The sequence below is a fragment of the Roseateles sp. GW821-FHT03B02 genome (assembly GCF_059421025.1).
Genome location: NZ_JBWKUV010000001.1, coordinates 469514 through 494866 on the forward strand (window position 1 = coordinate 469514; position 25353 = coordinate 494866).

20 protein-coding genes are annotated in these 25353 nt (G+C 70.6%); 13 read left to right on the plus strand and 7 right to left on the minus strand.

Annotation, left to right across the window (positions count from 1 at the left end; genetic code table 11):
• Positions 1–93: 93 nt before the first annotated feature.
• Positions 94–2337: a calcium-binding protein gene (locus AC07VX_RS02060; RefSeq protein ID WP_493163389.1), complete on the minus strand. Its 2244-nt coding sequence runs from the start codon at positions 2335–2337 to the stop codon at positions 94–96.
• A 109-nt stretch (positions 2338–2446) separates the two neighbouring features.
• Complete coding sequence (locus AC07VX_RS02065; protein WP_493163388.1) at positions 2447–3175, minus strand: response regulator; 729 nt, start codon at positions 3173–3175, stop codon at positions 2447–2449.
• A 132-nt stretch (positions 3176–3307) separates the two neighbouring features.
• Here AC07VX_RS02065 and AC07VX_RS02070 point away from each other — a divergent pair, with 132 nt between their 5' ends.
• The 6 genes from AC07VX_RS02070 to AC07VX_RS02095 all read left to right on the plus strand — a co-directional run bounded on the left by AC07VX_RS02070 (position 3308) and on the right by AC07VX_RS02095 (position 11197).
• Complete coding sequence (locus AC07VX_RS02070; protein ID WP_493163387.1) at positions 3308–3508, plus strand: hypothetical protein; 201 nt, start codon at positions 3308–3310, stop codon at positions 3506–3508.
• A gap of 11 nt (positions 3509–3519) precedes the next feature.
• Positions 3520–3945, plus strand: a complete 426-nt coding sequence (locus AC07VX_RS02075; RefSeq protein ID WP_493163386.1) for a globin family protein — start codon at positions 3520–3522, stop codon at positions 3943–3945.
• A gap of 37 nt (positions 3946–3982) precedes the next feature.
• Positions 3983–5974 (plus strand): hybrid sensor histidine kinase/response regulator, encoded by a 1992-nt coding sequence (locus AC07VX_RS02080; RefSeq protein ID WP_493163385.1) that lies wholly within the window; start codon positions 3983–3985, stop codon positions 5972–5974.
• A 44-nt stretch (positions 5975–6018) separates the two neighbouring features.
• A complete protein-coding gene (locus AC07VX_RS02085) occupies positions 6019–6969 on the plus strand; it encodes a Bug family tripartite tricarboxylate transporter substrate binding protein (RefSeq protein ID WP_493163384.1) in 951 nt (316 codons plus the stop codon).
• A 2-nt stretch (positions 6970–6971) separates the two neighbouring features.
• Positions 6972–8483, plus strand: coding sequence for a malonate--CoA ligase (locus tag AC07VX_RS02090; RefSeq protein ID WP_493163383.1), 1512 nt, complete (start codon positions 6972–6974; stop codon positions 8481–8483).
• A gap of 164 nt (positions 8484–8647) precedes the next feature.
• Complete coding sequence (locus AC07VX_RS02095) at positions 8648–11197, plus strand: diguanylate cyclase domain-containing protein (protein WP_493163382.1); 2550 nt, start codon at positions 8648–8650, stop codon at positions 11195–11197.
• Here the strand turns inward: AC07VX_RS02095 and AC07VX_RS02100 are convergent.
• Entirely contained in the window at positions 11194–11688 is a 495-nt protein-coding gene (locus AC07VX_RS02100; RefSeq protein WP_493163381.1) for a hypothetical protein, read from the minus strand. The genes AC07VX_RS02095 and AC07VX_RS02100 overlap by 4 nt on opposite strands.
• 32 nt (positions 11689–11720) lie before the next feature.
• Positions 11721–12296, minus strand: coding sequence for a hypothetical protein (locus AC07VX_RS02105; RefSeq protein ID WP_493163380.1), 576 nt, complete (start codon positions 12294–12296; stop codon positions 11721–11723).
• Positions 12297–12453: 157 nt separating this feature from the next.
• Here AC07VX_RS02105 and AC07VX_RS02110 point away from each other — a divergent pair, with 157 nt between their 5' ends.
• From AC07VX_RS02110 to AC07VX_RS02130, 5 genes are all read left to right on the plus strand, one after another.
• A complete protein-coding gene (locus AC07VX_RS02110; RefSeq protein ID WP_493163379.1) occupies positions 12454–14157 on the plus strand; it encodes a methyl-accepting chemotaxis protein in 1704 nt (567 codons plus the stop codon).
• Between the two features lie 40 nt (positions 14158–14197).
• The gene (locus AC07VX_RS02115; RefSeq protein ID WP_493163378.1) at positions 14198–15121 is read left to right on the plus strand and encodes a dihydrodipicolinate synthase family protein; all 924 of its coding nucleotides are present in this window, start codon (positions 14198–14200) and stop codon (positions 15119–15121) included.
• Positions 15118–16062 carry a 4-hydroxyproline epimerase gene (locus AC07VX_RS02120; protein ID WP_493163377.1) on the plus strand — a complete coding sequence of 315 codons (945 nt, stop codon included), beginning with the start codon at positions 15118–15120 and terminating at the stop codon, positions 16060–16062. The genes AC07VX_RS02115 and AC07VX_RS02120 overlap by 4 nt, the downstream gene beginning before the upstream one ends.
• A 93-nt stretch (positions 16063–16155) precedes the next feature.
• Positions 16156–17337, plus strand: a complete 1182-nt coding sequence (cfa, locus tag AC07VX_RS02125) for a cyclopropane fatty acyl phospholipid synthase (protein WP_493163376.1) — start codon at positions 16156–16158, stop codon at positions 17335–17337.
• A gap of 57 nt (positions 17338–17394) precedes the next feature.
• A complete protein-coding gene (locus AC07VX_RS02130; protein WP_493163375.1) occupies positions 17395–18156 on the plus strand; it encodes a cytochrome P460 family protein in 762 nt (253 codons plus the stop codon).
• Here AC07VX_RS02130 and AC07VX_RS02135 read toward each other — a convergent pair.
• Positions 18153–18503, minus strand: a complete 351-nt coding sequence (locus AC07VX_RS02135; protein ID WP_493163374.1) for a nuclear transport factor 2 family protein — start codon at positions 18501–18503, stop codon at positions 18153–18155. The genes AC07VX_RS02130 and AC07VX_RS02135 overlap by 4 nt on opposite strands.
• Positions 18500–21655 carry a carboxyl transferase domain-containing protein gene (locus AC07VX_RS02140; protein ID WP_493163373.1) on the minus strand — a complete coding sequence of 1052 codons (3156 nt, stop codon included), beginning with the start codon at positions 21653–21655 and terminating at the stop codon, positions 18500–18502. The genes AC07VX_RS02135 and AC07VX_RS02140 overlap by 4 nt, the downstream gene beginning before the upstream one ends.
• 111 nt (positions 21656–21766) lie before the next feature.
• Between AC07VX_RS02140 and AC07VX_RS02145 the strand changes: the two genes are divergently transcribed.
• Positions 21767–23239, plus strand: a complete 1473-nt coding sequence (locus AC07VX_RS02145) for a peptide MFS transporter (protein WP_493163372.1) — start codon at positions 21767–21769, stop codon at positions 23237–23239.
• Between the two features lie 466 nt (positions 23240–23705).
• On the opposite strand, the gene AC07VX_RS02150 is transcribed toward AC07VX_RS02145, so the two are convergent.
• Positions 23706–24653: a LysR family transcriptional regulator gene (locus AC07VX_RS02150; RefSeq protein ID WP_493163371.1), complete on the minus strand. Its 948-nt coding sequence runs from the start codon at positions 24651–24653 to the stop codon at positions 23706–23708.
• A 178-nt stretch (positions 24654–24831) separates the two neighbouring features.
• On the opposite strand from AC07VX_RS02150, the gene AC07VX_RS02155 reads away from it, so the two are divergent.
• On the plus strand, positions 24832–25350 hold the full coding sequence (locus AC07VX_RS02155; protein ID WP_493163370.1) for a lipocalin-like domain-containing protein: 519 nt from the start codon (positions 24832–24834) through the stop codon (positions 25348–25350).
• Positions 25351–25353 lie beyond the last annotated feature (3 nt).

Consider the following 25353-nt stretch of genomic DNA (forward strand, 5'->3'; position numbering starts at 1 on the left):
CGGGCGAGGGCTGGAATGACAGTGGCCCGCAGTCTTGCGGGCCACCGTTTCAGCCCGGCTTCGCGCCGGGTTTCATTTGTTCTCAGGTCGTGGTCAGAGCCCGAAGTCACCGATGGACAGCGCGTAGTGGCTGGCGCCCGTCAGCAGGATGTCCAGGTCCAGCTTGCCGTCGCCATTGGCGTCGACGTGCACATAGGTCTGGTAGTCGCCACTGCCGGCGTAGGCGATCTTCTCGACATAAAAGCTGCCCTGGCCGCCGCCGACGAACTGGCCGTTGAAGGAGAAGGCGAGCTGCTGGTCTCCCGCCTGCGCGGCGTTGCCGTCGATGGCGGAGAAGTCGATCTTGTCGTCGCCCTTGACGAAGTCGCGGACGGTCTGCAGTTCGCCGGGCAGGGCCTGGCGGAAGATGAAGACGTCCTTGCCGCTGCCGCCGAACAGCGTGTTGCTGCCGGTGCCACCGTCCAGACGGTCGTTGCCGCCGCCGCCCCACAGCGCGTCGTCGCCACTCTTGCCGAAGAGCTGGTCGTTGCCGCCGCTGCCCTCGATCTGGTTGGCGGCGTCATTGCCCACGCCGATGCTGTCCAGGCTGTTCCAGAAGCGCAGCGCCTCGACATTGGCACCCAGCGTGTAGTTGCCCAGCGAGGTGTCGACGGTGTCGAAGCCCTCGTTGGCGTTCTCCACCACCGTGTCCCAGATGCTGTCGACGAAGTAGACGTCGCTGCCCGCGCTGCCGCGCATCGTGTCGAAGCCGCTGCCGCCGTCGAGGTAGTCGCTCTGGCCTGCGCCGATCAGCGTGTCGTTGCCGTCGCCGCCGTAGAGCGAGTTCTGCCCACCGGCACCGCCGGTGATCTGGTTGTCGCCGGCGTTGCCGACGCCCTTGAAATTGCCGCTGCCGATGAAGCGCATGTCCTCGACGTTGGCCATCATGTGGGTGATGTTGTCCAGCGTTAGCACCAGGTCTCGGCCGCCGCCGGCCATCTCGACGACGGCCTCGCTCATGTCGTCGTGCAGCACATAGGTGTCGTTGCCGGCGCCGCCATTCATCGAGTTGACGCCGTTGCCGCCGTCCAGCAGGTCGTTGCCGTTGCCGCCCACCAGGGTGTCGTTGCCGTCCAGGCCGTAGAGACTGTCGTCGCCGTCGTTGCCGTAGAGGCGGTCGTCCAGCGACCAGCCGGTGATCTCGTTGTTGAGGGCGTTGCCATTGCCGACGAAGCTGGCCGGGCCGACGAGCTTGCCGTCGACGACGCTGACGAAGAAGTCGAGGTTCTCGACGTTCTCCGGCAGATCGACGTAGGCCAGGTTGGCACGCACGCGGTCGATGCCTTCGCCGGCGTACTCGGCGATGGTGTCGGCCTGGCCGGACATGATGTAGGTGTCGTTGCCGGTACCGCCGGCCAGGAAGTCGGCGCCAGCGCCGCCGTCCATGATGTCGTCGCCGCCGAAGCCGTACAGGTAGTCGCCACCGTTGCCGCCGCTGATCTGGTTGGCCAGGTCGTTGCCGTAGCCGAGGAAGACCTGGGTGGGCGCGTCGGCGCTGTTCTCGAAGTAGAGATTCTCGATGTTGGCGGCGATCTGCCAGCTGCGCGTGGCGATGACGGTGTCGGTGCCTTCGCCAGCCTGCTCGAGGGTCTGGTCACCGGCGCTGTCAACGCGGTAGAGGTCGTTGCCCGTGCCGCCCACCATCGTGTCGGCGCCGGCCTTGCCGTCGAGCTGGTCGTTGCCGGCACCGCCGTAGAGGAAGTCGTTGCCGGCCGCGCCGCTGATGCGGTTGTTCAGCGCATTGCCGGTGAAGGTGACCGGCACATTGGCCATGGCCGGGTCGGCGATCAGGTTCTCGACGTTGGCCGTTAGCGTGTAGCCCGACAGCCGCGCCATGACGGTGTCGTTGCCCTGGCCGGCGGCTTCGGTGACGACGTCGCCGGCGTCCCAGACCATGTAGAGGTCGTCGCCCGTGCCGCCCGCCATCGTGTCGTTGCCGACGCCGCCGCTGAGCACGTCGTTGCCGGCATCGCCCTGCAGGTAGTCGTTGCCGTAGCCGCCGAAGAGGTTGTCGTTGCCCTCGCCGCCGTAAAGCGTGTCCATGCCGTTGCCGCCGTCGATGTAGTCGTCACCGGCGCCGCCGTTGACCTTGTCGTCACCGGCCTCGGCGTAGATGGCGTCGGCGCCGGCCGTGCCGTAGACCTCGTCGGTGAAGTCGCTGAGGTCGAAGGTCTTCATCGAGCGCTGCCCGGTGACGGCCTGGCCGTCCACGTGGCTCGTGAACAGGACCGACTCGGTCGTGGAGGCGAGGATGCCGTCGTCGAGGAAACCGAGGACGGGCTTGAGGGACTTCTGCATGACGTGCTCCTTGAGAGGTGTGTTGGGCCGCCCCAGGGTTCGGGGCTGACGGTTCACAGTCTCGAAAGCGCACGTATCAGCGCCGCTTCAAACGCGGCGCCGGCGGGTTTCAATGGTTGCGCGCGGCGGGCACGTAGACGTAGCCGACGTTGCGCACGGTCTTGATGACCTCGGGCTTGTCGGGGTTGCGCTCCACCTTGCGGCGCAGGCGCATGACGCGCAGGTCGATGCTGCGGTCGAACACGTCCCAGCCGCGGTTGTGGGCCTGCTCCATGATCTGGTCGCGGTTCAGCGGCCGGTTCGGGTGGCGGGCGAACAGGGCGAGCAGGTCGAACTCGGCGGCCGTGATGTCGATCTCCTCGCCGCCAACGCCGAAGAGCTTGCGTTGCGCGATGTCCAGCTCGCACAGGCCGAAGGCGACGCGCTCCGGGTCGCCCGGTGCCGCGGCCGGCGCGGCCGTGACCTGCAGCCGGCGCAGCACGGCGCGCACCCGGGCCAGCAGCTCGCGCAGCTCGAAGGGCTTGGCGACGTAGTCGTCCGCCCCCACCTCCAGGCCGACGATGCGGTCGATGGCCTCGCCGGCTGTCGTCAGCATCAGCACGGCCAGGCGCGGGTGGGCCTCGCGCAGCGCGCGGGCCAGGGACAGGCCGTTCTCGCCCGGCATGTTGATGTCGAGCACGGCCACGTCGGGCACGCGCTCCGCCACCCGGGCACGGGCGGCGGCGGCGTCCTCGGCCTGCATGACCTCGAAGCCGTTGCGGCCGAAGTACTCGGCCAGCAGGGCGCGCAGTTCGGGCTCGTCGTCGACGAGCAGGACGGTGGGCAGGGTGTCTGGCATGGCGACGAATGATAGGCAGGCCGCCCGGATGGCGGCGCGGCACTGAAACAAACGCAACACACAGCCCCTGCAGTGAAGCAGCACTGAAACCCGCCGATCCGACAGTGGCGACACCGATCAACGGAGACCGCCATGAGCTACCGCAGCGACGACCCCCTGACCGACTGGCCGGACACCCTGGCCGTCACCTACCGCAGCGAGGCCTTTGCCGAAGACCTCGAAGACCTTTGCCTGCCGCCAGCCCCGGGCTGGCACCCCCTGGAGCGCCTCGTCGCGGCCCTGCCGCTGCTGTGCGTCTTCGCCTCCGTTTTCGACGCCTACGTCCGTACCTGAAAGGCCCCGCCATGACCCCGCAGCAAATCGACCTGATCCGCGCCAGCTTCCAGCCGCTCAAGCCCCTGGCCGCCACGGTGGCCGAGGCCTTCTACGCCCAGCTCTTCGCCCGTGACCCCGCCCTGCGCGCCCTCTTCCGCGGCGGCGACATGGGCGAGCAGGGCGCCCGGCTGATGCAGATGATGAGCGCCGCCATCGACCTGCTGGACCGCCCCGCCTCGCTGACCCCCGTGCTGCTCAAGCTGGGCCAGCGCCACGCCGGCTACGGTGTCGTCGAGGCCCATTACGCCAGCGTCGGCGCGGCCCTGCTGGACACGCTGGCCGCCGGCCTGGGCGACGGCTTCACGCCCGAGGTCCGTGAGGCCTGGACGAGCATGTACGGCCACGTCGCCCGCACCATGCAGACCGGGGCCGCCACCGAGGCGCTGGCGGCTTGAGCCTTCGTATCATCGCGGCGCCAGGGAGAGCGCCTTGATGACCGACGACCTTCACTTCCACCCCGCGCCGGACGCCGGCGTGGGCGAACTCGGCAGCGTGCTGCAGGCCACGCTGCCGCTGCTGTCGCAACTGCTGGAGGCCGTGCCGGCCCGCGTCGTCGTCATCGACGTCAACGAGCGCTTCGTCTGGGCCAACCACGAGTTCTTCAAGTTCACCCGCCTGCACCCCAAGCAGGTGCTGACCCAGCCCATCGGCCGCATCCTCGGCGAGGTCGCCTACGCCAGCTACGCCGCCATGCGCCAGCGCCTGGCCACGGGCCAGACCGTCGCCTGGGAGGGTTGGACCGAGCTCGCCGGCGTGGGCCGACGCTACATGCGAGAGCACCTCGTGCCGGTGGACGTGCAGGGCGGCGTACCCCAGGCGACCGTGGCCATCAGCCTGGACTTGACCGAGCTCAAGCAGCGCGACGCGGAGCTGTCGGCCAAGGTGGCCCAGCTGCAGGCCAGCGAGGCGCTGAAGTCCTCCATCTTCGACAACGCGATGGCGGCCCTCGTCTCGACCGACGAGACCGGCCACGTCGTCGAGTTCAACCCGGCTGCCGCGAGCATGTTCGGCATCGCCCGCGAGCAGGCCATCGGCCGCTCGGTGGCAGAAGTCATGATCCCGCCGCGGCTGCGCGCCGCCCACGACGCCGGCATGGCCCGCGTGACGGCCGGCGGCGAGCAGCGCGTCATGGGGCGGCGCGTCGAGATGCCGGCCCTGCGCGCCGACGGCAGCGAGTTCCCCGTCGAGATGGTGCTGTGGCGCACGGGGGTCGGCGCGCAGACCTTCTACACCGCCTCGCTGTTCGACCTGTCCGAGCGCCAGACCGCGCAGAGCGAGATCGAGCGCCAGCGCGAGGCGCTGCGCCAGAGCGAGAAGCTGACGGCCATGGGCAGCCTGCTGGCTGGCGTGGCCCACGAGCTGAACAACCCGCTGTCCATCGTCATGGGCCGCGCGGCGCTGCTGGCCGAGAAGATGAGCGGCGACCCGCGCGCCGCCGACGCCCAGCGCATCTTTGATGCCGCCGAGCGCTGCGGCCGCATCGTGCGCACCTTCCTGAACATGGCGCGCAGCCGCCCGGCCAACCGCAGCGAGGTGGCGCTGAACGATCTCGCCACGGCTGCCGTCGACATGCTGGGCTATGTGCTGCGCAGCCACGGCATCGCCGTCGCGCTGGACCTGCTGCCGGGCCTGCCGCCCGTCAAGGCCGACGCCGACCAGATCGGCCAGATCGTCCTCAACCTCATCGTCAACGCCCAGCAGGCGCTGGGCGCGCGCGACCACGGCCGGCGCCTGACGGTCTCCACCGGCGTGGCCCCCATGACCGACGGCGACCGCCGCCGCACGCCGCGCGTCTGGCTGCGGGTGCGCGACAACGGCCCCGGCATCTCGCCCGAACTGCGCGAGCGCATCTTCGAGCCCTTCTTCACGACCAAGAGCGAGGGCGTGGGCACCGGCCTGGGCCTGGCCGTGTCGCGCTCCATCGCACGCGACCATGGCGGCGAGCTCACGCTGCAGGACGATGGCAGCGGCGCCTGCTTCTGCCTGCAGTTGCCCGTCAGCGGCGAACCCGAGGCGACCGAGACCGAACCCGCGCCGCTGACCGAGACCGACGAGCGCAGCGCCCGCCTGCTGATCGTCGACGACGAGGCCGAGATCGCCGAGCTGATCGGCGAGATGCTCTCCGGCGCCGGCTACGAGGTCATGACGGCCGAGTCGGGCGCGGTGGCCCTGGCCATGCTGGCTGAAGCCCGCTTCGACGCCATCGTCAGCGACCTGCACATGCCCGACATCGACGGTGCCCAGCTCTGGCGCGAGGTCAAGGGGCAACACCCGGCGCTGGCGCGGCGCATGCTGTTCGTCACCGGCGACACGCTCTCGCCCATCGCCCGCCAGTTCCTGCAGGAAGCGCGCTGCGACAGCCTCAACAAGCCCTTCTCCAAGCCCGAGCTGCTGGCCCGCATCACGGCGCTGCTGGCCACCTGAGCCTTGCCCATAATCGCCCGCACGACACCCACGGAGACAAGCCGATGAAGCGCCGCACGCTGCTGCCAGTGCTGATGAGCCCCTGGCTCGCCCAGGCCCAGGGCAACAAGCCCACCACCTGGATCGTGCCCTTCCCCGCCGGCGGCGGCACCGACGCCTTCGCCCGACCGCTGACGGCGCTGATGACCAAGCAGATGGGCCGCCAGGTCATCATCGACAACAAGGGCGGCGCCGGCGGCACGGTGGGGGCCAGCATCGCCGCCAAGCTGCCGGCCGACGGCAGCAACTTCTTCATGGGCGCCGTGCACCACGCCATCGCGCCGTCCATGTACCCCAGGCTGGACTACCGGCTGGAGGACGACTTCATCCCCGTGGCGCTGCTGGCCAGCGTGCCGCAGGTCATCGTCGTGCACCCGGGCCAGGTGCCCGTGGCCGACCTGAAGGGCCTGCTCGCCACCGTGCGCGCCAAGCCCGGCAAGCTCAACTACGGCTCGGCCGGCAACGGCACCTCCCACCACCTGGCCGGCGAGCTGTTCAAGCTCAACACCAAGACCTTCATCACCCACATCCCTTACCGCGGCGCCGGCCCGGCCCTGCAGGACCTGATCGCCGGCCAGGTGGACATGATGTTCGACGGCCTGGGCTCGTCGGCCACCCACATCAGGAGCGGCCGCATCAAGGCGCTGGCCGTCGCCGCCCCGAAGCGCGCCGTCGGCTTTCCCGACGTGCCCACCGCCGCCGAGGCCGGCGTGCCGGGCTACGAGGTGTCGACCTGGTACGGCCTGTGGGCGCCCAAGGGCACGTCCAAGGAGGCGGTGGCGGCCATGCAGGCCGAGCTGCGCAAGGCCTTCGCCACCGACGACATCCGCAACATCTGGCACGGCCTGGGCGCCGAGACGCCCAACCTCTACGGCGACGCCTTTGGCCAGTTCGTCAGCGCCGAGATCAAGCGCTGGGCCGAGGTCGTCAAGCGCTCGGGCGCCAAGCTGGACTGACCATGAACCTCTACGCCGCCCTGCGCGCCGGCTTCCCGGCCAATCTCGACACGACTGCCATCGACGCCGATGGCGCCCTCTACACCTGGCGCGACCTGGAGCGCGGCAGCGCCATGCTGGCCAACTGGCTGGAGCGGCTGGACCTGCCCGCCGGCAGCCGCGTGGCCGTGCACACGGACAAGAGCGTCGAGGCCCTGATGCTGTACCTGGCCGTGCTGCGTGCCGGCCTGGTCTACCTGCCGCTGAACCCGGCCTATCACGCCGCCGAGCTGGAGCACTTTATCGGCGACGCGGCGCCGGGCGTCGTCGTCTGCGCGGGCAGGAACTTCGGCTGGGTCAGCAAGCTGGCCTTCCCCCTAGGCGTGCGCTGGGTGTTCACGCTGAACGACGACCGCAGCGGCACGCTGCTGGACCGCGCCACGCAGATGAGCGACGTACACGCACCCGTGGCCCGCGAGCCGGGCGACCTCGCCGCCATCCTCTACACCAGCGGCACCACCGGGCGCAGCAAGGGCGCCATGCTCAGCCACGGCAACCTGCTGAGCAACGCACAGACGCTCAAGACCTACTGGGATTGGCAGCCCGACGACGTGCTGCTGCACGCGCTGCCCATCTTCCACGTGCACGGCCTCTTCATCGCCTCGCATGGCGCGCTGCTGAACGGCAGCAAGATGATCTGGTTCAACAGGTTCGGGGCCGGCGCGGTCGCCCGCCGCCTGCCCGAAGCCACGGTCTTCATGGGCGTGCCCACGCTCTACGTGCGGCTGCTGCAGGAGAAGACGCTGGACACGCGCCGCATGCGCCTGTTCATCAGCGGCTCCGCGCCGCTGCTGATCGAAACCTGGCGCGACTGGCAGGCCCGCACCGGCCACCTGATCCTGGAGCGCTACGGCATGAGCGAGACGCTTATGCTGACCTCCAACCCCTGCAAGCCCGGGGACGGCGAGCGCATCGGCGGCACCGTCGGCCCGGCCCTGCCGGGCGTCGGCCTGCGCATCGTCGACGACGACGGAGCAGCTTGCGCCGCCGACGAGATCGGCCATGTGCAGGTGCGCGGGCCCAGCGTGTTCAGCGGCTACTGGCAGATGCCGGAGAAGACGGCCGAGGAGTTCACGACCGACGGCTGGTTCAAGACCGGCGACGTCGGCCGCGTGGGCAGCAACGGCTACCTGACGCTGATCGGCCGCAGCAAGGACCTCATCATCAGCGGCGGTTTCAACGTCTACCCGGCCGAGATCGAGGGCTTCCTGAACGAGCTGCCCGGCGTGGAGGAATCGGCCGTCATCGGCGTGCCCCACCCGGACTTCGGCGAGGCCGTCGTCGCCGTCGTCACGCCGCGCAGGGGCAGCACGCCCGACCCCGAGGCGCTGATCCAGGCGCTGAAGGCGCGCATCGCCGGCTTCAAGGTGCCCAAGCGCGTCATCGTTGCGGCCGAGCTGCCGCGCAACGCCATGGGCAAGGTGCAGAAGAAGCTGCTGCGCGAGCAGCAGGCCGGGCTATTCGCCACCCCGTAGACGCGGGCCGAGGCCGGCTCGAAAAACGTGCGCCAGCACCGCTCTGCGGCGCACAATGAACCGCCACTCCAGCCGCCGAGGAGCCCGCCATCCCGACCGCTGACCCGCCGACAGAGCCCGAGCAACTGCGCCTGGCGCGCCGCCGCCGCTGGCGCGACCGCACCTTGCTGTTCGCGCCGGCCCTGGCCTTCGGCCTGGTCATCCTGACGACCTGGGCCCTGCTCGGGTGGTACGCCGTCGCCAAGCCGCGCGAGCTGCTCGCCCAACAGCGCCGCGACCTCGCCTCGAGCGTGCGCGTCGTCGCGATGCAGACCGAGCCCGTGCTGCGCCAGGCCGAGAGCGCGTTGCGCGCCGTCGACCTCTGGCTGCTGAAGCGGAGCACTGAGCAGCCATGGGACGGCGACGCGACGCTGCGCCAGCTCGTCGACGGCGTACGCAGCGGCTCGCGCCAGTTCGTCGACGTGGTGCTGGTGTCCTCCACCGGCAAGGTACGCCGCCTGCACACCGCGGCGGTGCAGGATGACGCCAGCATCGCCGGCACGGCCGCGTTCGACCAGTTCGCCGGCATCGTGCCCGAGGGCATCGCGCTGGGGCTGCCGCTGCGCCTGGGCGGGCGCAGCGGCGACGACCGCCTGCGCCTGCCCATGATGATGCGGCTGTCGCGCCCGCTCGAAGACCACGCCCTGGTCATGGCGCTGATCGACATGCAGCGCCTGCAGGACGCGCAAGGCCTGTACGCACCCGCCCCCCCCGCCTCCCTCGTCATGCTGCGCGGCGACGGCCTGGCCCTGTCGCGCCGGCCCGAGGCGCCGGGCTTCGTCGGCCGCAACCTCTTCGAGCAGTTCCCCGCGGCCCGCCGCGATCTCAGCGGCGCCGAGGGCTTCTTCGCCAGCAGCGGTGCCGCCACCGATGGCCGCCCGCGCATCGGCGCCTTCGTCACGCTGGCCGATTTCGACGTCAAGCTGCTGCTGTCGGGCTCCGAGGAGGCCGTCCTTGTCCCGCACTGGCGGCAGCGCACGCTGATCCTGACGCTGGCGGCCGCGCTCACCCTCGGCCTGATCCTGCTGGCGCGCTGGCTGCATCTGCAGCAGCGCGCTGCCCGCCTGCGCGAGGCCACGCTGCAGGCCACCAGCAATGCGATGCCGCTGGGCCTGTTTCGCACCGACGAGACCGGCCGCATCGTCTACGTGAACGACAGCTACCTGCGCGTGCACGGCCTCAGGCGCGAGGAGGTCGAGTGGGGCTGGACCACGCTAGTGCAACCCGCGCAGCGCGACATGCTGATCCAGCGGTGGAAGCACCAGATGGCCACCGGCGAGCCCATCGACATGGTGCGCAAGATGAAGCGCGGCGACGATGGCCGCATCCGCTGGATCGCCGTGCGCACCGCACCGCTGCTCTTCGACGGCAAGGTGGCCGGCCAGGCAGGCACCGTGGAGGACGTGACCGAGCGCGGCGAGCAGGAGAAAGCCCGCCAGACCCTGGCCGCCGTCTTCGACATGACGCCCGACTTCGTCTGCCAGGCCAGCGAGCAGGGCCAGGTGAGCTACCTGAACCCGGCCGCGCGGGCGCGCCTGGGCATGGCGGCCGACGCACCGCTGGACGATGCCCACATCGCCGACTACTTCACCGCCGAGCAGCTCGACCTCTACGAGAAGCTCGTGCTGCCCGAAACCATGCGCGAGGGCCACTGGCGGGGCCGCGTCGGCCTGCATGTGGGCGGTGGCGCCCCGGTGCCGATGGACTGCCTCGTCATCGTGCACCGCGACGTGCGCGGCCGCATCGAGACGGTGTCGGTCATCCTGCGCGACATGTCTGAGCAGCTGCGCGCCCAGCGCGAGCGCGAGCGCAGCGAGGCCATGCTGCTGGCCGTGGCCCACACCGCGCGGGCACAGTTCCTCGTCGGCGACACCGAGGCGCGGGTCATCTTCTTCAACGCCGCCTTCGAGGAGCATCGCCGCGTCCAGCTCAGGGACTGGGTGGGCCGCCCGCTGGCCGAGCTGTTCGGCGAACGGGAATACGCGGCGCGGGCCCCGCTGATCGCCCGCGCGCTGGCGGGCGAGACCAGCCGGCTGGATCTCGCCGACGCCACCGAGCGCGACGCTCGCAGCTTCGACGTGCAGTACGCGCCGCTGCGCGTGCAGAGCGGCAAGATCGAGGGCCTGATCGCCATCGAGGTCGACGTGACCGAGGCGCGGCGGGAAGAGGCCAGGCTGCGCCTGGCGTCGCAGACTGATCCGCTAACCCAGCTGCTCAACCGCACCGGCTTCGAGGGCGGCGCTCGCCGCCTGCTGGCCGCGCCGCCAGGCCAGCGCCTGGGCCTGCTCTATCTGGACCTGGACCGGTTCAAGCCCGTCAACGACCTGCACGGCCACCCGACCGGCGACGCGCTGCTTAAAGCGGTTGCGCTGCGCCTGCGCCACGCCCTGCGGCCGGCCGATCTCGTCGGCCGCCTGGGTGGCGACGAGTTCGCCGTCATGCTGCCCCAGCTGCACGAGGTGAGCGACGCGGCCGCCGTTTCGGCCAAGCTGCTGAACGTGCTGAGTGCGCCGTACCACATCGGCGACCTGGAGCTGGAGATCGGCGTCAGCGTCGGCTACTGCGTCACGACGACGGGCCAGGTCGGCCTGGAAGCGCTCGTCGCGCAGGCGGACGCCCAGCTCTACGAGGCCAAGCGCGCGGGCCGCGGCTGCTGGCGCGGCGGCGTGATCTAGGCCGCCACGCCGTTCTTGATCTCGCCCAGCGCCAGCTGCAGCACGCGGGCATCGCTGCTGGCGCGGTGGCGGGTCAGGCGCTGGCGCTGGCGCACGGTGTCGACGACGCCGCGCCAGCGCGGGGCTTCGGCCTCGCTGAGCAGCCGGCGCAGGTCGTCCAGCCTGAAGGCCTGCCGCAGGCCCGCCGCGTCGTAGAGCCGCGCCAGCCACGGGTAGTCCTGGCCCCAGCCATCGCAGTAGACGGTCTGGCCCGTAAGGCGGGCATTGAGCTGCTCGGCCATCCAGCGCACCGGCCGGCCATGGCGGCGCAGCAGCTCGCGGCTGATGCCGTGCAGGGCCTCGGCGCCATCGTCCCAGTGCAGCCAGTCGGGCTCCGGCGACACCAGGCCGCAGAACAGCGCGCCGTTGGCACTGCAGAAGCCGACCTCGATCGGATAGCTGCCGCGGCCGAAGCCCGAGGCTTCGATGTCGAGGATGGCCGGCAGCTGCATGCGGCCGAGTATGTCGCGGCCGGATGCAGAAGTTACACAGGGTTGTCGATCACCAGGTCGCGCTCGAACAGCTGCAGCGCGGCACGGCCCACCTGGCGCGTGTCCCACCAGGCATAGGCACCCACGCCGGCCGCACCAATCACGGGCACCCAGCGCGACAGCACCCGGCTCGCCGCCTTCTGGCCAAGGTGCATGCCCACCGCCTCGGCCACGCGCTGCAGCAGCGCCTGGGCCGCCGGGCGCACGACAACGCGCTCCCCCACCCGCACCGACAGGTCGCGCAGCGCCTGCGCGGCCGTGTGGCGGAACAGGCACCACAGCATCTGCGCCGGCCCCAGCTCGGCGCTGCGGCCGTAGAGGGCCGCGATGTCGGCCACGAGCTGGCGCTGGATGTGCCACACGGCCAGCATCTCCGGCGCGATGGTGGCCCAGCCCAGCGGACCGGGCGGCAGGGCCAGCGTGCCGGCGGCCAGGGCGGCCTTGGCGGCTGCGGCATCGATGGCGCGGGCCGCCGCGTCCGCCGCGCGAGGGCTGGGCACGCAGCCGGGCTCCGGCGGCTGGCTCACCAGGGCCAGCACCCGCTCGCTCACACCCGTCCCATCGGCCATAACGACACTCCTGAGCGCGGTCCGGCATTCGTTCACAAACCGGAGCTGCGCTAGATCAACCCAATGAAACGGACTTTCGCACACCACCGCCGATGCGTCGCAAGATGCCGGCACCGTCGAATCAACCTTCAACGCCCCGACGGCACAGGGAGTCCTCATGAATCTGCTCACCAACCTTCGCATCGGTCGACGGCTGGGCCTGGCCTTCGCCATCTGCATTGCCTTCACGGTCGTGCTGGCCTTCTACGCCCGCGGCACGCTGGGCACCATCAACGCCGAAATCGAGCTGATGGTGAACGACCGCATGGTCAAGGTGGACAAGCTCTGCCAGTTCAAGGACAACGTCAACGCGATCGCGATTGCCGCGCGCAACATCGTGCTGTCGGCCGACGACGCCGCCATCAAGCGCGAGCTCGATCAGATCACCGAGCTGCGCCGGCGCAACCTCGACGTCATCAAGTCGCTGGACGAGATCATCACGCTCGAGAAAGGTCGGCTGATGCTCCAGGAGATCGCCACGGCGCGCCAGGCCTACGCGGCCGCCATCGACCGCGTCATCGAGCTGCGCCGCGCCGACAACGGCGAGCAGGCGCGCGACCTGCTGATGGGCGACGCCCGCCACACGCGCGAGAAGCTGGCCGCGACGCTCAACTCGCTGATCGACTTCCAGAAGGAGCTGATGCAGTCCGCCGGCAAGAAGGCCGACGACCTCGTGGACTTCGCGGGCATGACCGTGCTCGTGCTGGCCGCTGTCGCCGTCGCCCTGGGCGCGGCGCTGGCCTTGACGATCACGCGCTCCGTCGTCACGCCCATCCGCCAGGCCCTGGAAGCCGCCGAGACCGTGGCCGCCGGCGACCTGCGCCTGCGCCTGGCCACCGACCGCCGGGACGAGGCCGGCCAGCTGCTGGCGGCGCTGCAGCGCATGAACGACTCGCTGGTCGACATCGTCGGCGCCGTGCGCGGCAATGCCGACAGCGTGGCCACCGCCAGCGGACAGATCGCCCAGGGCAACGCCGACCTCAGCCAGCGCACCGAGGAGCAGGCCAGCAACCTGCAGCAGACCGCGGCCTCGATGGAGGAACTGAGCGCCACGGTCCAGCACAACACCGACACCGCCCGCCAGGCCGCCCAGCTGGCCGATAGCGCGGCCCGCGTGGCCGAGGACGGCGGGCAGGTCATGGGCCAGATGGTCGACACGATGGAGCAGATCACGACCAGCTCCAAGAAGATCGGCGACATCATCGGCACCATCGACGGCATCGCCTTCCAGACCAACATCCTGGCGCTGAACGCGGCCGTCGAGGCGGCCCGCGCCGGCGAGCAGGGCCGCGGCTTCGCCGTCGTGGCCGGCGAAGTGCGCCTGCTGGCCCAGCGCAGCGCCGAGGCGGCGCGCGAGATCAAGACGCTGATCGGCGCCAGCGTGGAGCGCGTGGAGGCCGGCAACGAGCTGGTCGGCCAGGCCGGCCGCACGATGGGCGACGTGGTGGGCCAGGTGCGGCGCGTGGCAGATCTCATCGGCGAGATCAGCGCCGCCAGCAGCGAGCAGAGCAAGGGCATCGCCCAGGTCGGCGACGCCGTCAGCCAGCTCGACCAGGTGACCCAGCAGAATGCCGCGCTCGTCGAGGAGAGCGCCGCCGCGGCCGAGAGCCTCAGCGCCCAGGCCCGCCAGCTGGCCGAGACCGTCGCCGCCTTCAAGCTGGACGCCGCGGCGGCGGCCCCCAAGCCCGCCCCCCAGGCCGCCAGGCCCAAGTCTGCCCCGACCGCCAAGGCCGCGCCCCTGCCGCGGCCCGCGCCAGCGGCGGCCCGCCTCGCGCCGGCAGCGGCGGCGGTTGCCCCGGACGACGACTGGGCCAGCTTCTAGTTGAGCGAACATGGGGCTCCCAGAACCAGGAGCCCCAGCGATGCGAGACCTTCCCTGGCGCGGCGTCTTCCCCGCCGTCACGACCAAGTTCCACGCCGACGAAAGCCTCGACTTCGAAGGCACGGCGCGCCACATCGACTTCCAGATCCGCAACGGCATCCACGGCGTCGTCTGCGGCGGCTCGCTGGGCGAGGCCAGCACGCTGGCCCTGGACGAGAAGCTGGCCGTGGCCCGCTGCGCGCTGGACGCGGCCAACGGCCGCGTGCCGGTGCTGGCCACCGTGTCCGAGACGAGCACGCGCGAAGCGCTGCGCTTCATCGAGGGCGCCAACGCGCTGGGCGTGGCCGGCTACATGGTCATGCCATCGGTCATCTACGTGGCCGATGCGCGCGAGGCCATGGCCAATGTGCGCGCCTTCGCGCAAGCCGCCCAGCGCCCGCTGATGGTCTACAACAACCCGGTGGCCTACCGCGTCGACCTGAAGCCCGAGCATTTCGCCGAACTGGCCCAGGGACCGCACAGTGAGCACATCGCCGCCATCAAGGAGAGCAGCGGCGACGTGACCCGCATCACCGACCTGCGCAACCTGCTGGGCGACCGCTACCGCCTCTTCATGGGCGTGGACGACCTCGCCTTCGAGGGCCTGGCGCTGGGCTGCGACGGACTGCTGGCCGGCGTGGGCTGCGCCTTCCCGCGCGAGACGGTGACGATGTACGAACTGATGCAGGCCGGCCGCTGGGACGAGGCCCGCGCCATCTACCGCTGGATGACGCCGCTGCTGCACCTGGACGTGTCCACCAAGCTGGTGCAGAACCTCAAGCTCATCGACGCGCTGGTGGGCGTAGGCACGGAGCACATGCGCCGGCCGCGGCTGCCGCTGGTCGGTGCGGAGCGCGAGCGCGTCCAGGCGCTGGTGGCCAAGGCGCTGGCGACGCGCCCCACGCATTGCCAGTCGCAACCATGACCCGGCGCATCCAGATCATCGACTCCCACACCGGCGGCGAGCCGACGCGCGTCGTCATCGACGGCTTCCCCGACCTCGGCAAGGGCACGATGGCGGAACGCCGCGAGCGCCTGGCCCGCGAGCACGACCGCTACCGCCGCGCCACGCTGCTGGAGCCGCGCGGCAGCGAAGTGCTGGTGGGCGCCCTGCTCTGCCCGCCGCAGGACCCGGCGCACACGGCCGGCGTCATCTTCTTCAACAACGCCGGCTACCTCGGCATGTGCGGCCACGGCACCATCGGCCTCGTCGCCACGCTGGCGCACCTGGACCGCATTGGGCCGGGCGAGCATGTCATCGAGACGCCGGTGGGCGAGGTGCGCGCCACGCTGCACGCGGATGGTCGCGTCAGCGTGCGCAACGTGCCGGCCTACCGCCTAGCCAGCGGCGTCGCTGTCGACCTACCCGACGGCCGGCGGGTGACGGGCGACATCGCCTGGGGCGGCAACTGGTTCTTCCTGTGCGCCGACCATGGCCAGCCCGTGGCACCTGCCCACGTGGCCGCGCTGACCGACTACGCCGCCCTGCTGGGCCAGGCCCTGCACGCCCAGGGCCACCGCGGCGCGGACGGTGCCGTCATCGACCACATCGAGCTCTTTGCCGACGCCGACCCGGCCCTCGCCGACTCTCGCAGCTTCGTGCTGTGCCCCGGCCGCCAGTACGACCGCTCGCCCTGCGGCACCGGCACCAGCGCCAAGCTGGCCTGCCTGGCCGCGGCGGGCAAGCTGGCCCCCGGCGAGGTCTGGCGCCAGGCCAGCGTCATCGGCAGCGTGTTCGAAGGCTGGTACGAGACGGCGGCGCAAGGCATCGTGCCCACCATCCGCGGCCGGGCCTTCATCAGCGCCGAGGCGACGCTGCTGATCGAGCGAGACGACCCGTTCGGCTGGGGCCTGCCCGGCGCCTGATGCACGGCCTCGGTCGAGGTCATTGACAACTTGAGATGGCAGGCCCGCGCCGGCAGCGGCAAACTGGGGGGCACGACTTCGAGCACCCGTCGCATGCCATCCGCGCCTGCCGCCCTCGACTTCCCGCCGCCCACCGCCCTGGCCGGGCTGCTGGGCCGTGCCGACGTGCGCTTCGACGGCGCCCGCCCCTGGGATCTGCGCGTGAACCACAGCCGGCTCTACCGACGCCTGCTGACGCAATGGTCGCTGGGCGCCGGCGAGGCCTACGTCGACGGCGACTGGGACTGCGAGCGCCTGGACATGCTGTTCGATCACCTGCTGCGCGCCGACCTCGACCGCACCGCCCCCCTCGGCGCCAGGCTCCAGCTGCTGCTGGAAAGCCTGCGCCAGCGCCTGTTCAACCTGCAGAGCGTGGCGCGCGCCCACCAGGTCGGACAGCACCACTACGACGCCGGCAACGACGTCTTCGAAGCCATGCTGGACTCGCGCATGATCTATTCCTGCGCCTACTGGGCCCATGCCGAGGATCTGGAGCAGGCCCAGGAGCACAAGCTCGCGATGATCTGCCGCAAGCTGGAGCTCAAGCCCGGCGAGACGCTGCTGGACATCGGCTGCGGCTGGGGTGGACTGGCGCGGTTTGCTGCCGAGCAATGCGGTGCGCGCGTGACCGGCATCACCGTCAGCAAGGAGCAGCTGGCCCTGGCCGAGGCGCGCTGTGCCGGCCTGCCTGTCACGCTGCGGCTGCAGGACTACCGGGCCCTGCAGGGCCGCTTCGACAAGATCGTGTCGGTCGGCATGTTCGAGCACGTCGGGCTGAAGAACTACGGCGTCTACTTCGACACGACCCGCCGGCTGCTGGCGCCGGACGGCCTCTTCCTGCTGCACAGCATCGGCGTGGACCGCCGTGCGCCGCACACCGACCCCTGGATCGAGCGCCACATCTTTCCCAACGGCAAGCTGCCCAGCCCCGCCGAACTGGGCCAGTCGCTGGAAGGCCGCTTCATCATCGAGGACTGGCACAACTTCGGCCCCGACTACGACCGCACGCTGATGGCCTGGGCCGGGCGCTTCGAGGCGGCCTGGCCCGGCCTCGCGCCGCGCTACGACGAGCGCTTTCGCCGCATGTTCCGCTACTACCTGCTGAGCTGCGCCGGCTTCTTCCGCTCCCGCCAGGGCCAGCTCTGGCAACTGGTGCTGAGCCGCCCCGAGCGGCGCAGCATCTACCGCTCCTTCCGGCCTGCCTCATCGCTTTCGGCACGCCCGGGCTTGCCCTGAGCGACGGCGGCGCGGATCGCGCGCAGCATCGGGCTCCCGCCCCTGAAGGAGCCGTCCATGAAGCTGCCCCACTCCCTGCTGCTGGCCGCACTCTTCACCAGCTCCGCCACGCTGGCCGAAGCCCCGCCGGCCAAGGTCGCCACCTGCCAGGCCTGCCACGGCGTGGCGGGTGTCAGCGTCGCACCGGACATCCCCAACCTCGCCGGCCAGAAGGCCACCTACCTGGCACGCCAGCTCGACGCCTTCAAGGCCGGCACGCGCAAGAACGACCTGATGGCCGCGATGGCGGCGCAACTGAGCGGCGACGACATCAAGGCCCTGTCGGCCTACTGGAGCAGCCTGCCGCCCGCGCCGGGCGACGCCGCAGCCACGGCGCCGCACGCGGCCACGGTGTCGGCCATGACGCTGCCCAAGGACTTCCCCCAGGGCTTTGTCGAATATAAGCGCGAGCAGGACGAGACCAGCAAGACGCTGACGCTGCGCTACGCCAACCGCCTGGCCCTGGAGGCCGCGCGCGCCGGCAAGCCCCTGCCCGAGGGCTCCGTGCTGCTGACGGTGAACCACGTGCCGCAGGTCGGCGCTGACGGCCGCTGGACGCCCGGCGCCGTCAAGACCTACGTCGGCATGGAGACCCGTGCCGGCTGGGGCGATGCCATGCCGCCGCTGCTGCGCAACGGCAACTGGAACTACGGCGTCTGGGGGGCCGACGGCACGCCGCGCCTGGCCCTGCAGCAACCGCGCTGCCTGGCCTGCCACCAGCCCAAGGCGGCCGACAGCTACGTGTTCACGCTGGCAGCCTTGAAGGGCGCCGCGCCTTAGTCGTCGCCGCGGCCGATGTAGGCGCGGATGGCCGCGATGCGGCCGTCGGCATCGAAGTCGAACACGTCGACGACGTAGATCGTGTCGCGGCCATCGATGCCTATCTTCAGCTCCGCCGCCGCACCGCCGTCGCGCTCGCAGACGGCCAGCACGTCGATCGTCAGGCTCTGCACCGACTCGAAGTTCTTGCGCGTCTCTTCCAGCGCCGCGGCCTTGCCGACGACGCGGATCTTCCAGTCGCGCAACGTGACGGCGTCGGCGAGCAGGGGCGCCACGGCGGCGAGGTCGCGCGCGGCATAGGCGGCCAGATAGGCGCGCACGAGATCGAGTCGGGCCGGAGTCGTCACCAGGTGTCCACGAAGCGGTGGTTGTCGAGGGGCCGGACGATCGCCGAGGCCAGGCCGCGGGCCAGCCAGGCACGGGTCTCGGCGGGGTCGATCACCGCGTCGATCTCCAGCGTGGCCGCCAGGTTGAGCGCCTCGCCATTGGCGTACTGCTGGGCGACCAGGCGCTGGAACAGGGCCTCGCGCTCCGGGCCTGCCGGCAGGGCCTCCAGCTCCTTGCGAAAGCCCAGCCTCACCGCGCCCTCCAGGCCCATGGCGCCGAACTCGCCGGTCGGCCAGGCGATGCTGAACACCGGCCGGTGCAGGCCACCCGCGGCCATCGCCATCGCGCCCAGGCCATAGCCCTTGCGCAGCACGACGGCGAAGAAGGGCACGCGCAGCGCGGCGGCCGTCACGAACAGACGGCTGACATGGCGCACCTGGGCCTTCGCTTCGATGTCGGGGCCGACCATGAAGCCCGGCGTGTCGACGAGGCTGACGATGGGCAGGCCGTGCGCGTTGCACAGCTGCATGAAGCGGGCGGCCTTGTCGGCCGCGTCGGCATCGATGGCGCCGCCCAGGTGCATCGGGTTGCTGGCCAGCACGCCCACCGGCCGGCCCTCGATGCGGGCCAGGGCCGTGTGGATGCCGGCCCCGAAGCCGCTGCGCAGCACCAGCGCGCTGCCCGCGTCGAACAGGGCCGGCAGCACGGCGCGGCTGTCGTAGACGCGCAGCCGGTTCTCGGGCACGACGTGGCGCAGCGCGCGCGTGTCGGGCGCCGTCCACTGCGGCATGCGGCCCTGGAAGAAGGACAGGTAGTGCCTGGCGGCCGACACCGCGGCGCCCTCGTCGTCGACCAGCACGTCGATGACGCCGTTGGCATGCTGCACGGTGGCCGGCCCGATCTGCTCGGCCTTGAAGACGCCCAGGCCGCCGCCCTCCACCATGGCCGGGCCGCCCATGCCGATGTTGCTGGTGCGCGTGGCGATGATGACGTCGCTGCAGCCCAGCAGGGCCGCATTGCCGGCAAAGCAGCGCCCGGCCGCGATGCCTACGACGGGCACGCGGCCGCTCAGCGCCGCGTGGCTGGCAAAGGTCGGCACATGCAGGCCTGCGATGACGGGCATGTCGGTGTCGCCCGGCCGGCCGCCACCGCCCTCGGCGAACAGCACCAGCGGCAGCCGCTGCTCGGCGGCGATGCCGAGCATGCGATCGGTCTTGGCGTGGTTGCGTGCACCCTGCGTGCCGGCCAGCACGGTCGCGTCGTAGGCCATGACGACGGTGCGCGACCGCTCCTCGCCGAAGTCGCGGCCATTGACCGCGCCGATGCCCGTGACGATGCCGTCGGCCGGCGTGTTGGCGATCAGGTCCTCGGGGGTGCGGCGGCGCGACTGGGCAGCGACGGCCAGCGCGCCGTACTCGATGAAGCTGCCTGTGTCGCAAAGGTCGGCGATGTTCTCGCGCGCGCTGCGCAGGCCCTGGGCGTGGCGCCTGGCCATGGCCTCGGGTCGCGCGGCATCGGCCGTGAAGGCGCTGCGAGCCAGAAGGCGTTGCAGGTCGGGGCGCAGGCGGTCGGCGTCGAGGGCCTGGGTTTCCATCGCGGTGGCGACCGCCTCGTCCGTCGGCGCAAGCGTCAGCAGCAACTGGCCGGCATCGACGAACTCGCCCGTCGCGACGGCCAGCGTCGCGACGCGACCAGCCTGCGGCGCGACCAGCACATGCTCCATCTTCATGGCTTCCAGCACGGCCAGTTCGGCGCCTGCGGCGACCACGTCGCCGAGCGCCACGCCGAACTGCAGCAGCCGGCCCGCGGTCGGCGCGCGCAGCTGCCGGGGGTCGGCCTCGGTGGCCGAAGGCTGCAGCTCGGCCAGATGCTCTTCCAGCCAGCCCGTGTGCAGCGCGGCAGGCTCCAGCCGCTCGGCCAGTCGGCGCAGCAGGCCGACATTGGTCGCCAGGCCCTCGATGCGGGTCTCGGCCAGCGCGCGCTGCGAGCGCTTGAGCGCGTCCTCGAAGCGAGCGCCGCGAACGATGAGCTTGGCGAGCAGCGCGTCGTACTGCGACGAGGGGGCCAGCCCCGCAAGGCTATGGGTGTCGACGCGCACACCGGGGCCGGCGGGCAGGTCGAAACGGTCCAGCCGGCCGCCGCCCTCCGCATTGAGCCGCCACTGAATGGCGAAGCCCTGCACGCGCGGCGGCTTGTCCAGGCCCAGCTCGGCGAGGCGGCGGCCGGCAGCGACCTCGATCTGCAATTGCACGAGGTCCAGGCCGGTGACCTCCTCGGTGACGGTGTGCTCGACCTGCAGCCGCGGGTTGGCCTCGATGAAGACGAAGTGGCCACGCGCGACGTCGACGAGGAACTCGAACGTGCCCAGGCCCAGGTAGTTCACGGCCCGGGCCATGTGCAGGGCCGCGTCGACCAGCCGCCCGCGCAGGCCATCGTCCAGCACCGGGCTGGGTGCCATCTCGACCAGCTTCTGGAAGCACCGCTGCAGCGAGCAGTCGCGCTCGCCCAGCGCGACGACATCCTGGCCGTCACCGAGGACCTGAACCTCGACGTGCCGCGCGCCGCGCATCAGGCTCTCGACGTAGAGGCCGTCCACCCCAAAGGCCGACTGCGCCTCGGAGCGGCAGCGCTCGAAGGCTGCGGGCAACTCGTCCGCGGCCAGCACGGCGCGCATGCCGCGGCCGCCTCCGCCGCCGAGGGCCTTCAGCATCAGCGCGCCATGCCGGGTGAAGAAGGCGCCGGCCTCATCCAGCGTGACCGCTGCGCGGCTGCCGGCCAGCACCGGCACGCCGCATTGCTCGGCCAGGCCGCGGGCTCGTGCCTTGTCGCCGAAGAGGGCGAGCTGCCCGGGCGTGGCGCCGATGAAGACCAGACCAGCCGCCGCACAGGCCTGCGCGAAGTCGGCCCGCTCGCTCAGGAAGCCATAGCCCGGATGGACGGCGTCGCAACCCGTTCGTCTGGCGGCCGCGACCAGCCCCTCGACATCCAGATAGGCCGCCGGCCCGGGGGCCGGCGAGGCGACGACCTCGTCCGCCACGCCGACCGGGGTCGCGTCACGGTCGTCCGCCGCGTGCACGGCGACACCCGCGATGCCGAGATCGCGCAGCGCCCGCAGTACGCGCAGCGCAACCTCTCCGCGGTTGGCGACGAAAACTTTTGTGAAGGCAGGCATAGCAGTGCAAGAGCCGGGGCCGCCGCATCCTATGCGGCAGGCTGACGAGGCCCTGTCCGCGGGATGACACCCAGGCGAAACCTCGCTTCGCGCCGGGACAATCCCGCCCCCATGAACCGACTCCAACAACTCACGGCCCGCATCCCCGAAGGCTCGGCCGTGCTTTTCCTCATCCAGGTCTTCGCGACGCTGGGCTTCGCCGTCCTGCAGTTCACGCTGACGCTGTATACGACGCGCCACCACGGCTTCACCAGCGAACAGGCCGCGCTGATCACCGGCGTGTTCGGCGCCTTCAACTACGGGCTGCATCTGTTCGGCGGCTATCTGGGCGGGCGCTTCCTGAGCAACCGCAACCTGTTCGTCGGCGGCATGCTGCTGCAGGTGCTGGGCTGCGGCACGGTAGCCGGTGGCAGCCTGGAAGGCCTGTACTGGGGCATGGCGCTGTTCCTGACCGGCAGCGGCCTGAACGTGACCTGCGTGAACATGATGCTGACGCAGCGCTTCTCGCCCGAGGACAACCGCCGCGAGGCCGCCTTCCTGTGGAACTACGCCGGCATGAACGTCGGCTTCTTCATCGGCTTCACGGTGTCGGGGGTGTTCCAGCTCAGCGAGGACTACCCGTCGCTGTTCTGGTTCGCGACGCTGGGCAACGCGGCCGCCATCGTCGTCGCGCTGATCTTCTGGAAGACGCTGGCCGACCGCAACACGCCGCTGCTGCAGCGCAGCGGCACGGCCTTCTGGGGCCGTTTTGCCATCGGCAGCGCCATCCTGGTGGGCCTGGTGCCGCTGCTGGTGTGGCTGCTGAAACAGCCGGGCGACACAGCCATCGGCATGAAGGCCTTCTGCGCACTCGTCGCCATCGCGCTGATCGTCATCACCGTGCGCCATCCGGTGCCGGCCGAGAAGCAGCGCATGCAGGCCTATCTGGTGCTGACGCTGGGCTCGCTGGTGTTCTGGTCGCTCTACCAGATGGCGCCCAACGGCCTGCAGCTTTATGCGGTCGGCAATGTGCTGATGAACGTCTGGGGCGTGCCGGTGGCGCCGCAATGGGTGCAGAACATCAACACCGTCACCATCGTCATCGGCGGCCCGCTGCTGGCTGCGCTCTTCGCCCGCTGGCGCGAGCGCGGCTGGCCGGTGGACATCCCCATGCAGTTCGCCGCCGCGCTGATGCTGATGGGCCTGGGCTTCGGCGTGCTGCCCGTGGGCATCCATCTGGCGGACGGCTCGGGCAAGTCGGACTTCTCCTGGCTCTTCCTCAGCTATGTGCTGCAGTCGGTCGGCGAGCTGCTGATCTCGCCGGTGGGCTACGCCATGATCGGCCGCCTGGCACCGCGGCAGTACCAGGGCGTGATGATGGGCAGCTGGATGCTGGTGACCGGCCTGGCTTCGTTGTTCGCCGGCGATTTCTCGGGCATGGTGTCCCAGCCCGTTGACGGCTCGCCGCTGACGACCAACCCGCAGTACGCCGCGCTGTTCACCCAGCTCGCCGTCGGCAGCCTCGTCACCGGCGCGCTGCTGTTTGCGCTGCGCCCGTGGCTGAGGCGGCTCATCGACAGCCAGGCTCCGGCTCACTCCGGATAGGCCTCGCTGCCTGGTCACGGCCAGGATGAACATCACGACGCCGGCACCGCCGGTCACGTAGAAGCATTGCCGTATCTCGGGCGTGCCGCGGAACAGCGCCTTGGCGCGCTCCGCGCGGCGGCGGACAGGTGCACCGCGTCGGCACTGCGGCGTCCAGTTGACGCGCTGCAGGATGTCAAGGAGGGCCCTGGCCCCGCCGGCCCTGCGCGTCGGGGCGGCGAGTACAGCCCCGCCAGCTGGGCCTGGCCGGGCGCGGTGTCGATGGGCGCGGCGATGCCGGCCTCGATCTGCAGCAAAGCACTGTGGAACCGCATGCGCCGGCTGTTGCCACTGACGCTGGCGGGCCGGATGATCCTTTTCGAGACGCTATTCGCGCTGCGCTGGGGCCTGCTGTGGGAGCAGCACCTGACGACGCTGCTGGCAGCGTCGGCCCTGACCCTGGTGGCGTTGAACGTGCAGCCCTGCCTCAAGGCGCACCACCCGTCGTCGCCCGGAGTGCCGCGGGCGGCGACATCGCTTTGGCGGCCTTCGCAAAGTGATCGCTCAGCGCCTGGATGAACAGTCGGGTCTTCGCGGGGAGCAGGCGACGGGAGGCATACACGACCGATATCGGCGCATCGACCTGCGACCAGCGCCCCAGGACCTCGACCAACCGCCCCTCGGCCAGATCAGACGCCACGTCCCACAGTGATCGCCTCGCCAGGCCGTGGCCAGCCAGCATCCAATCGTGAGCCTGCTGCCCGTTGTTGGTGACGAGGCGGCCCTGTATCTGCAGCTTGAGGTCGCCCTCGTCCCCACGGAATGCCCACTCGGCTTCCAGCGCGCTCCCGTCAGCCGCCAGCACGATGCAGTCATGCTCAAGCAGATCGGCGGGGATTTTCGGTCGACCGTGTCGGCGCAGGTATCCAGGGGTGGCGCAGACAACGCGGCGGTTGTCGGCGAGCTTGCGCGCCACCAATCGCGAGTCGGCCACCATGCCAACCCGAACGGCGCAGTCGACGCCGGCATCGATCACGTCCACGACATGCTCGGTGAGGGACAGGCTCACGGTGACGCCCCGGTATCGCGCACCGAAAGCCGCAGCCAGCGGACCGACCCAGCGCCGGCCCAGCGCGGTCGTGGCCGAGACGCGCAGGATGCCTTGCGGTTCATCTCGCCCCTGGGTCAATTGAGCCTCCACCTCGGCCACATCGCCGAGGATGGACCGGCATCGCTCGAAGTAGACCGCGCCCTCGTCCGTAGGCGATAGCCGGCGTGAATTCCGATGCAGCAGCCGCACACCCAGGTGTGACTCCAACCGAGAAAGCCGCTTGCTCGCCACCGCCGGCGAAATGCCCAGCTGGCGCCCGGCCGCTGACAAGCTGCCCGCCTGAAGCGCGTGCACGAACAGGGCCATGTCAGCCAGGTCAGCCATTGATTGGCTCATCTTCAATTTCCCGGAATAGATCCTTGTTCATTCTGATGGCTTCTGCTTCAGATCGGAAACCACGACAGTGGCGGGCAAGGCCGAGCAGTGCGCAACCCACCGCGCCGCAGGTCTGGAGAAGGAGCCCTGATGACAACGAATGTGCAGACCTGCCCGGAGGCACGCAATGAAGCTGATCGCAACGAGGATCTGTTTTTCCCTCTCTACGCTTGCCGCGGCCGCAGCCGGGCCCGCCTGGGCCGAGGGGGCTGACATGAGCCATGCCGCGCACCCCTTGACAGGGACCTGGACCCTGGTGGCCGCCGACGCCATCAAGCCCGATGGTTCGCTGATCCGGGACTACGGCGACGCCCCCAAGGGTCGACTCATGATCGACGCCGACGGCCGCTACTCGCTGCAGATCTTCAAGTCCGAGCGCCCGCGGTTCGCATCGGCCAACAAGGCCGCGGCCACTGCAGGCGAGTACGAGGCTGCCGTCATGGGATCGAGCACGCACTATGGCGAGGTGTCATTCGCGCCGGATGGCGGCACGCTCAGATTCCGCATCGAGGCGTCCTCGTTTCCCAACTGGGAAGGTAGCACGCAGGCCCGCCAGTTCGAACTGGACGGGGATGTGCTCAGCTACCGGGTGCCAGCCCGGCCGGACGGCAATGTGCCGATCTCCATCTGGAAACGGGCGAGGTGAGCC

Coding starts and splice junctions, on each gene's coding strand:
- AC07VX_RS02060 (WP_493163389.1), bottom strand. CDS start 2,337: ATGCAGAAGTCCCTCAAGCCCGTCCTCGGTTTCCTCGACGACGGCATC.
- AC07VX_RS02065 (WP_493163388.1), bottom strand. CDS start 3,175: ATGCCAGACACCCTGCCCACCGTCCTGCTCGTCGACGACGAGCCCGAA.
- AC07VX_RS02070 (WP_493163387.1), top strand. CDS start 3,308: ATGAGCTACCGCAGCGACGACCCCCTGACCGACTGGCCGGACACCCTG.
- AC07VX_RS02075 (WP_493163386.1), top strand. CDS start 3,520: ATGACCCCGCAGCAAATCGACCTGATCCGCGCCAGCTTCCAGCCGCTC.
- AC07VX_RS02080 (WP_493163385.1), top strand. CDS start 3,983: ATGACCGACGACCTTCACTTCCACCCCGCGCCGGACGCCGGCGTGGGC.
- AC07VX_RS02085 (WP_493163384.1), top strand. CDS start 6,019: ATGAAGCGCCGCACGCTGCTGCCAGTGCTGATGAGCCCCTGGCTCGCC.
- AC07VX_RS02090 (WP_493163383.1), top strand. CDS start 6,972: ATGAACCTCTACGCCGCCCTGCGCGCCGGCTTCCCGGCCAATCTCGAC.
- AC07VX_RS02100 (WP_493163381.1), bottom strand. CDS start 11,688: ATGCAGCTGCCGGCCATCCTCGACATCGAAGCCTCGGGCTTCGGCCGC.
- AC07VX_RS02105 (WP_493163380.1), bottom strand. CDS start 12,296: ATGGCCGATGGGACGGGTGTGAGCGAGCGGGTGCTGGCCCTGGTGAGC.
- AC07VX_RS02110 (WP_493163379.1), top strand. CDS start 12,454: ATGAATCTGCTCACCAACCTTCGCATCGGTCGACGGCTGGGCCTGGCC.
- AC07VX_RS02115 (WP_493163378.1), top strand. CDS start 14,198: ATGCGAGACCTTCCCTGGCGCGGCGTCTTCCCCGCCGTCACGACCAAG.
- AC07VX_RS02120 (WP_493163377.1), top strand. CDS start 15,118: ATGACCCGGCGCATCCAGATCATCGACTCCCACACCGGCGGCGAGCCG.
- cfa (WP_493163376.1), top strand. CDS start 16,156: ATGCCATCCGCGCCTGCCGCCCTCGACTTCCCGCCGCCCACCGCCCTG.
- AC07VX_RS02130 (WP_493163375.1), top strand. CDS start 17,395: ATGAAGCTGCCCCACTCCCTGCTGCTGGCCGCACTCTTCACCAGCTCC.
- AC07VX_RS02140 (WP_493163373.1), bottom strand. CDS start 21,655: ATGCCTGCCTTCACAAAAGTTTTCGTCGCCAACCGCGGAGAGGTTGCG.
- AC07VX_RS02145 (WP_493163372.1), top strand. CDS start 21,767: ATGAACCGACTCCAACAACTCACGGCCCGCATCCCCGAAGGCTCGGCC.
- AC07VX_RS02150 (WP_493163371.1), bottom strand. CDS start 24,653: ATGGCTGACCTGGCTGACATGGCCCTGTTCGTGCACGCGCTTCAGGCG.
- AC07VX_RS02155 (WP_493163370.1), top strand. CDS start 24,832: ATGAAGCTGATCGCAACGAGGATCTGTTTTTCCCTCTCTACGCTTGCC.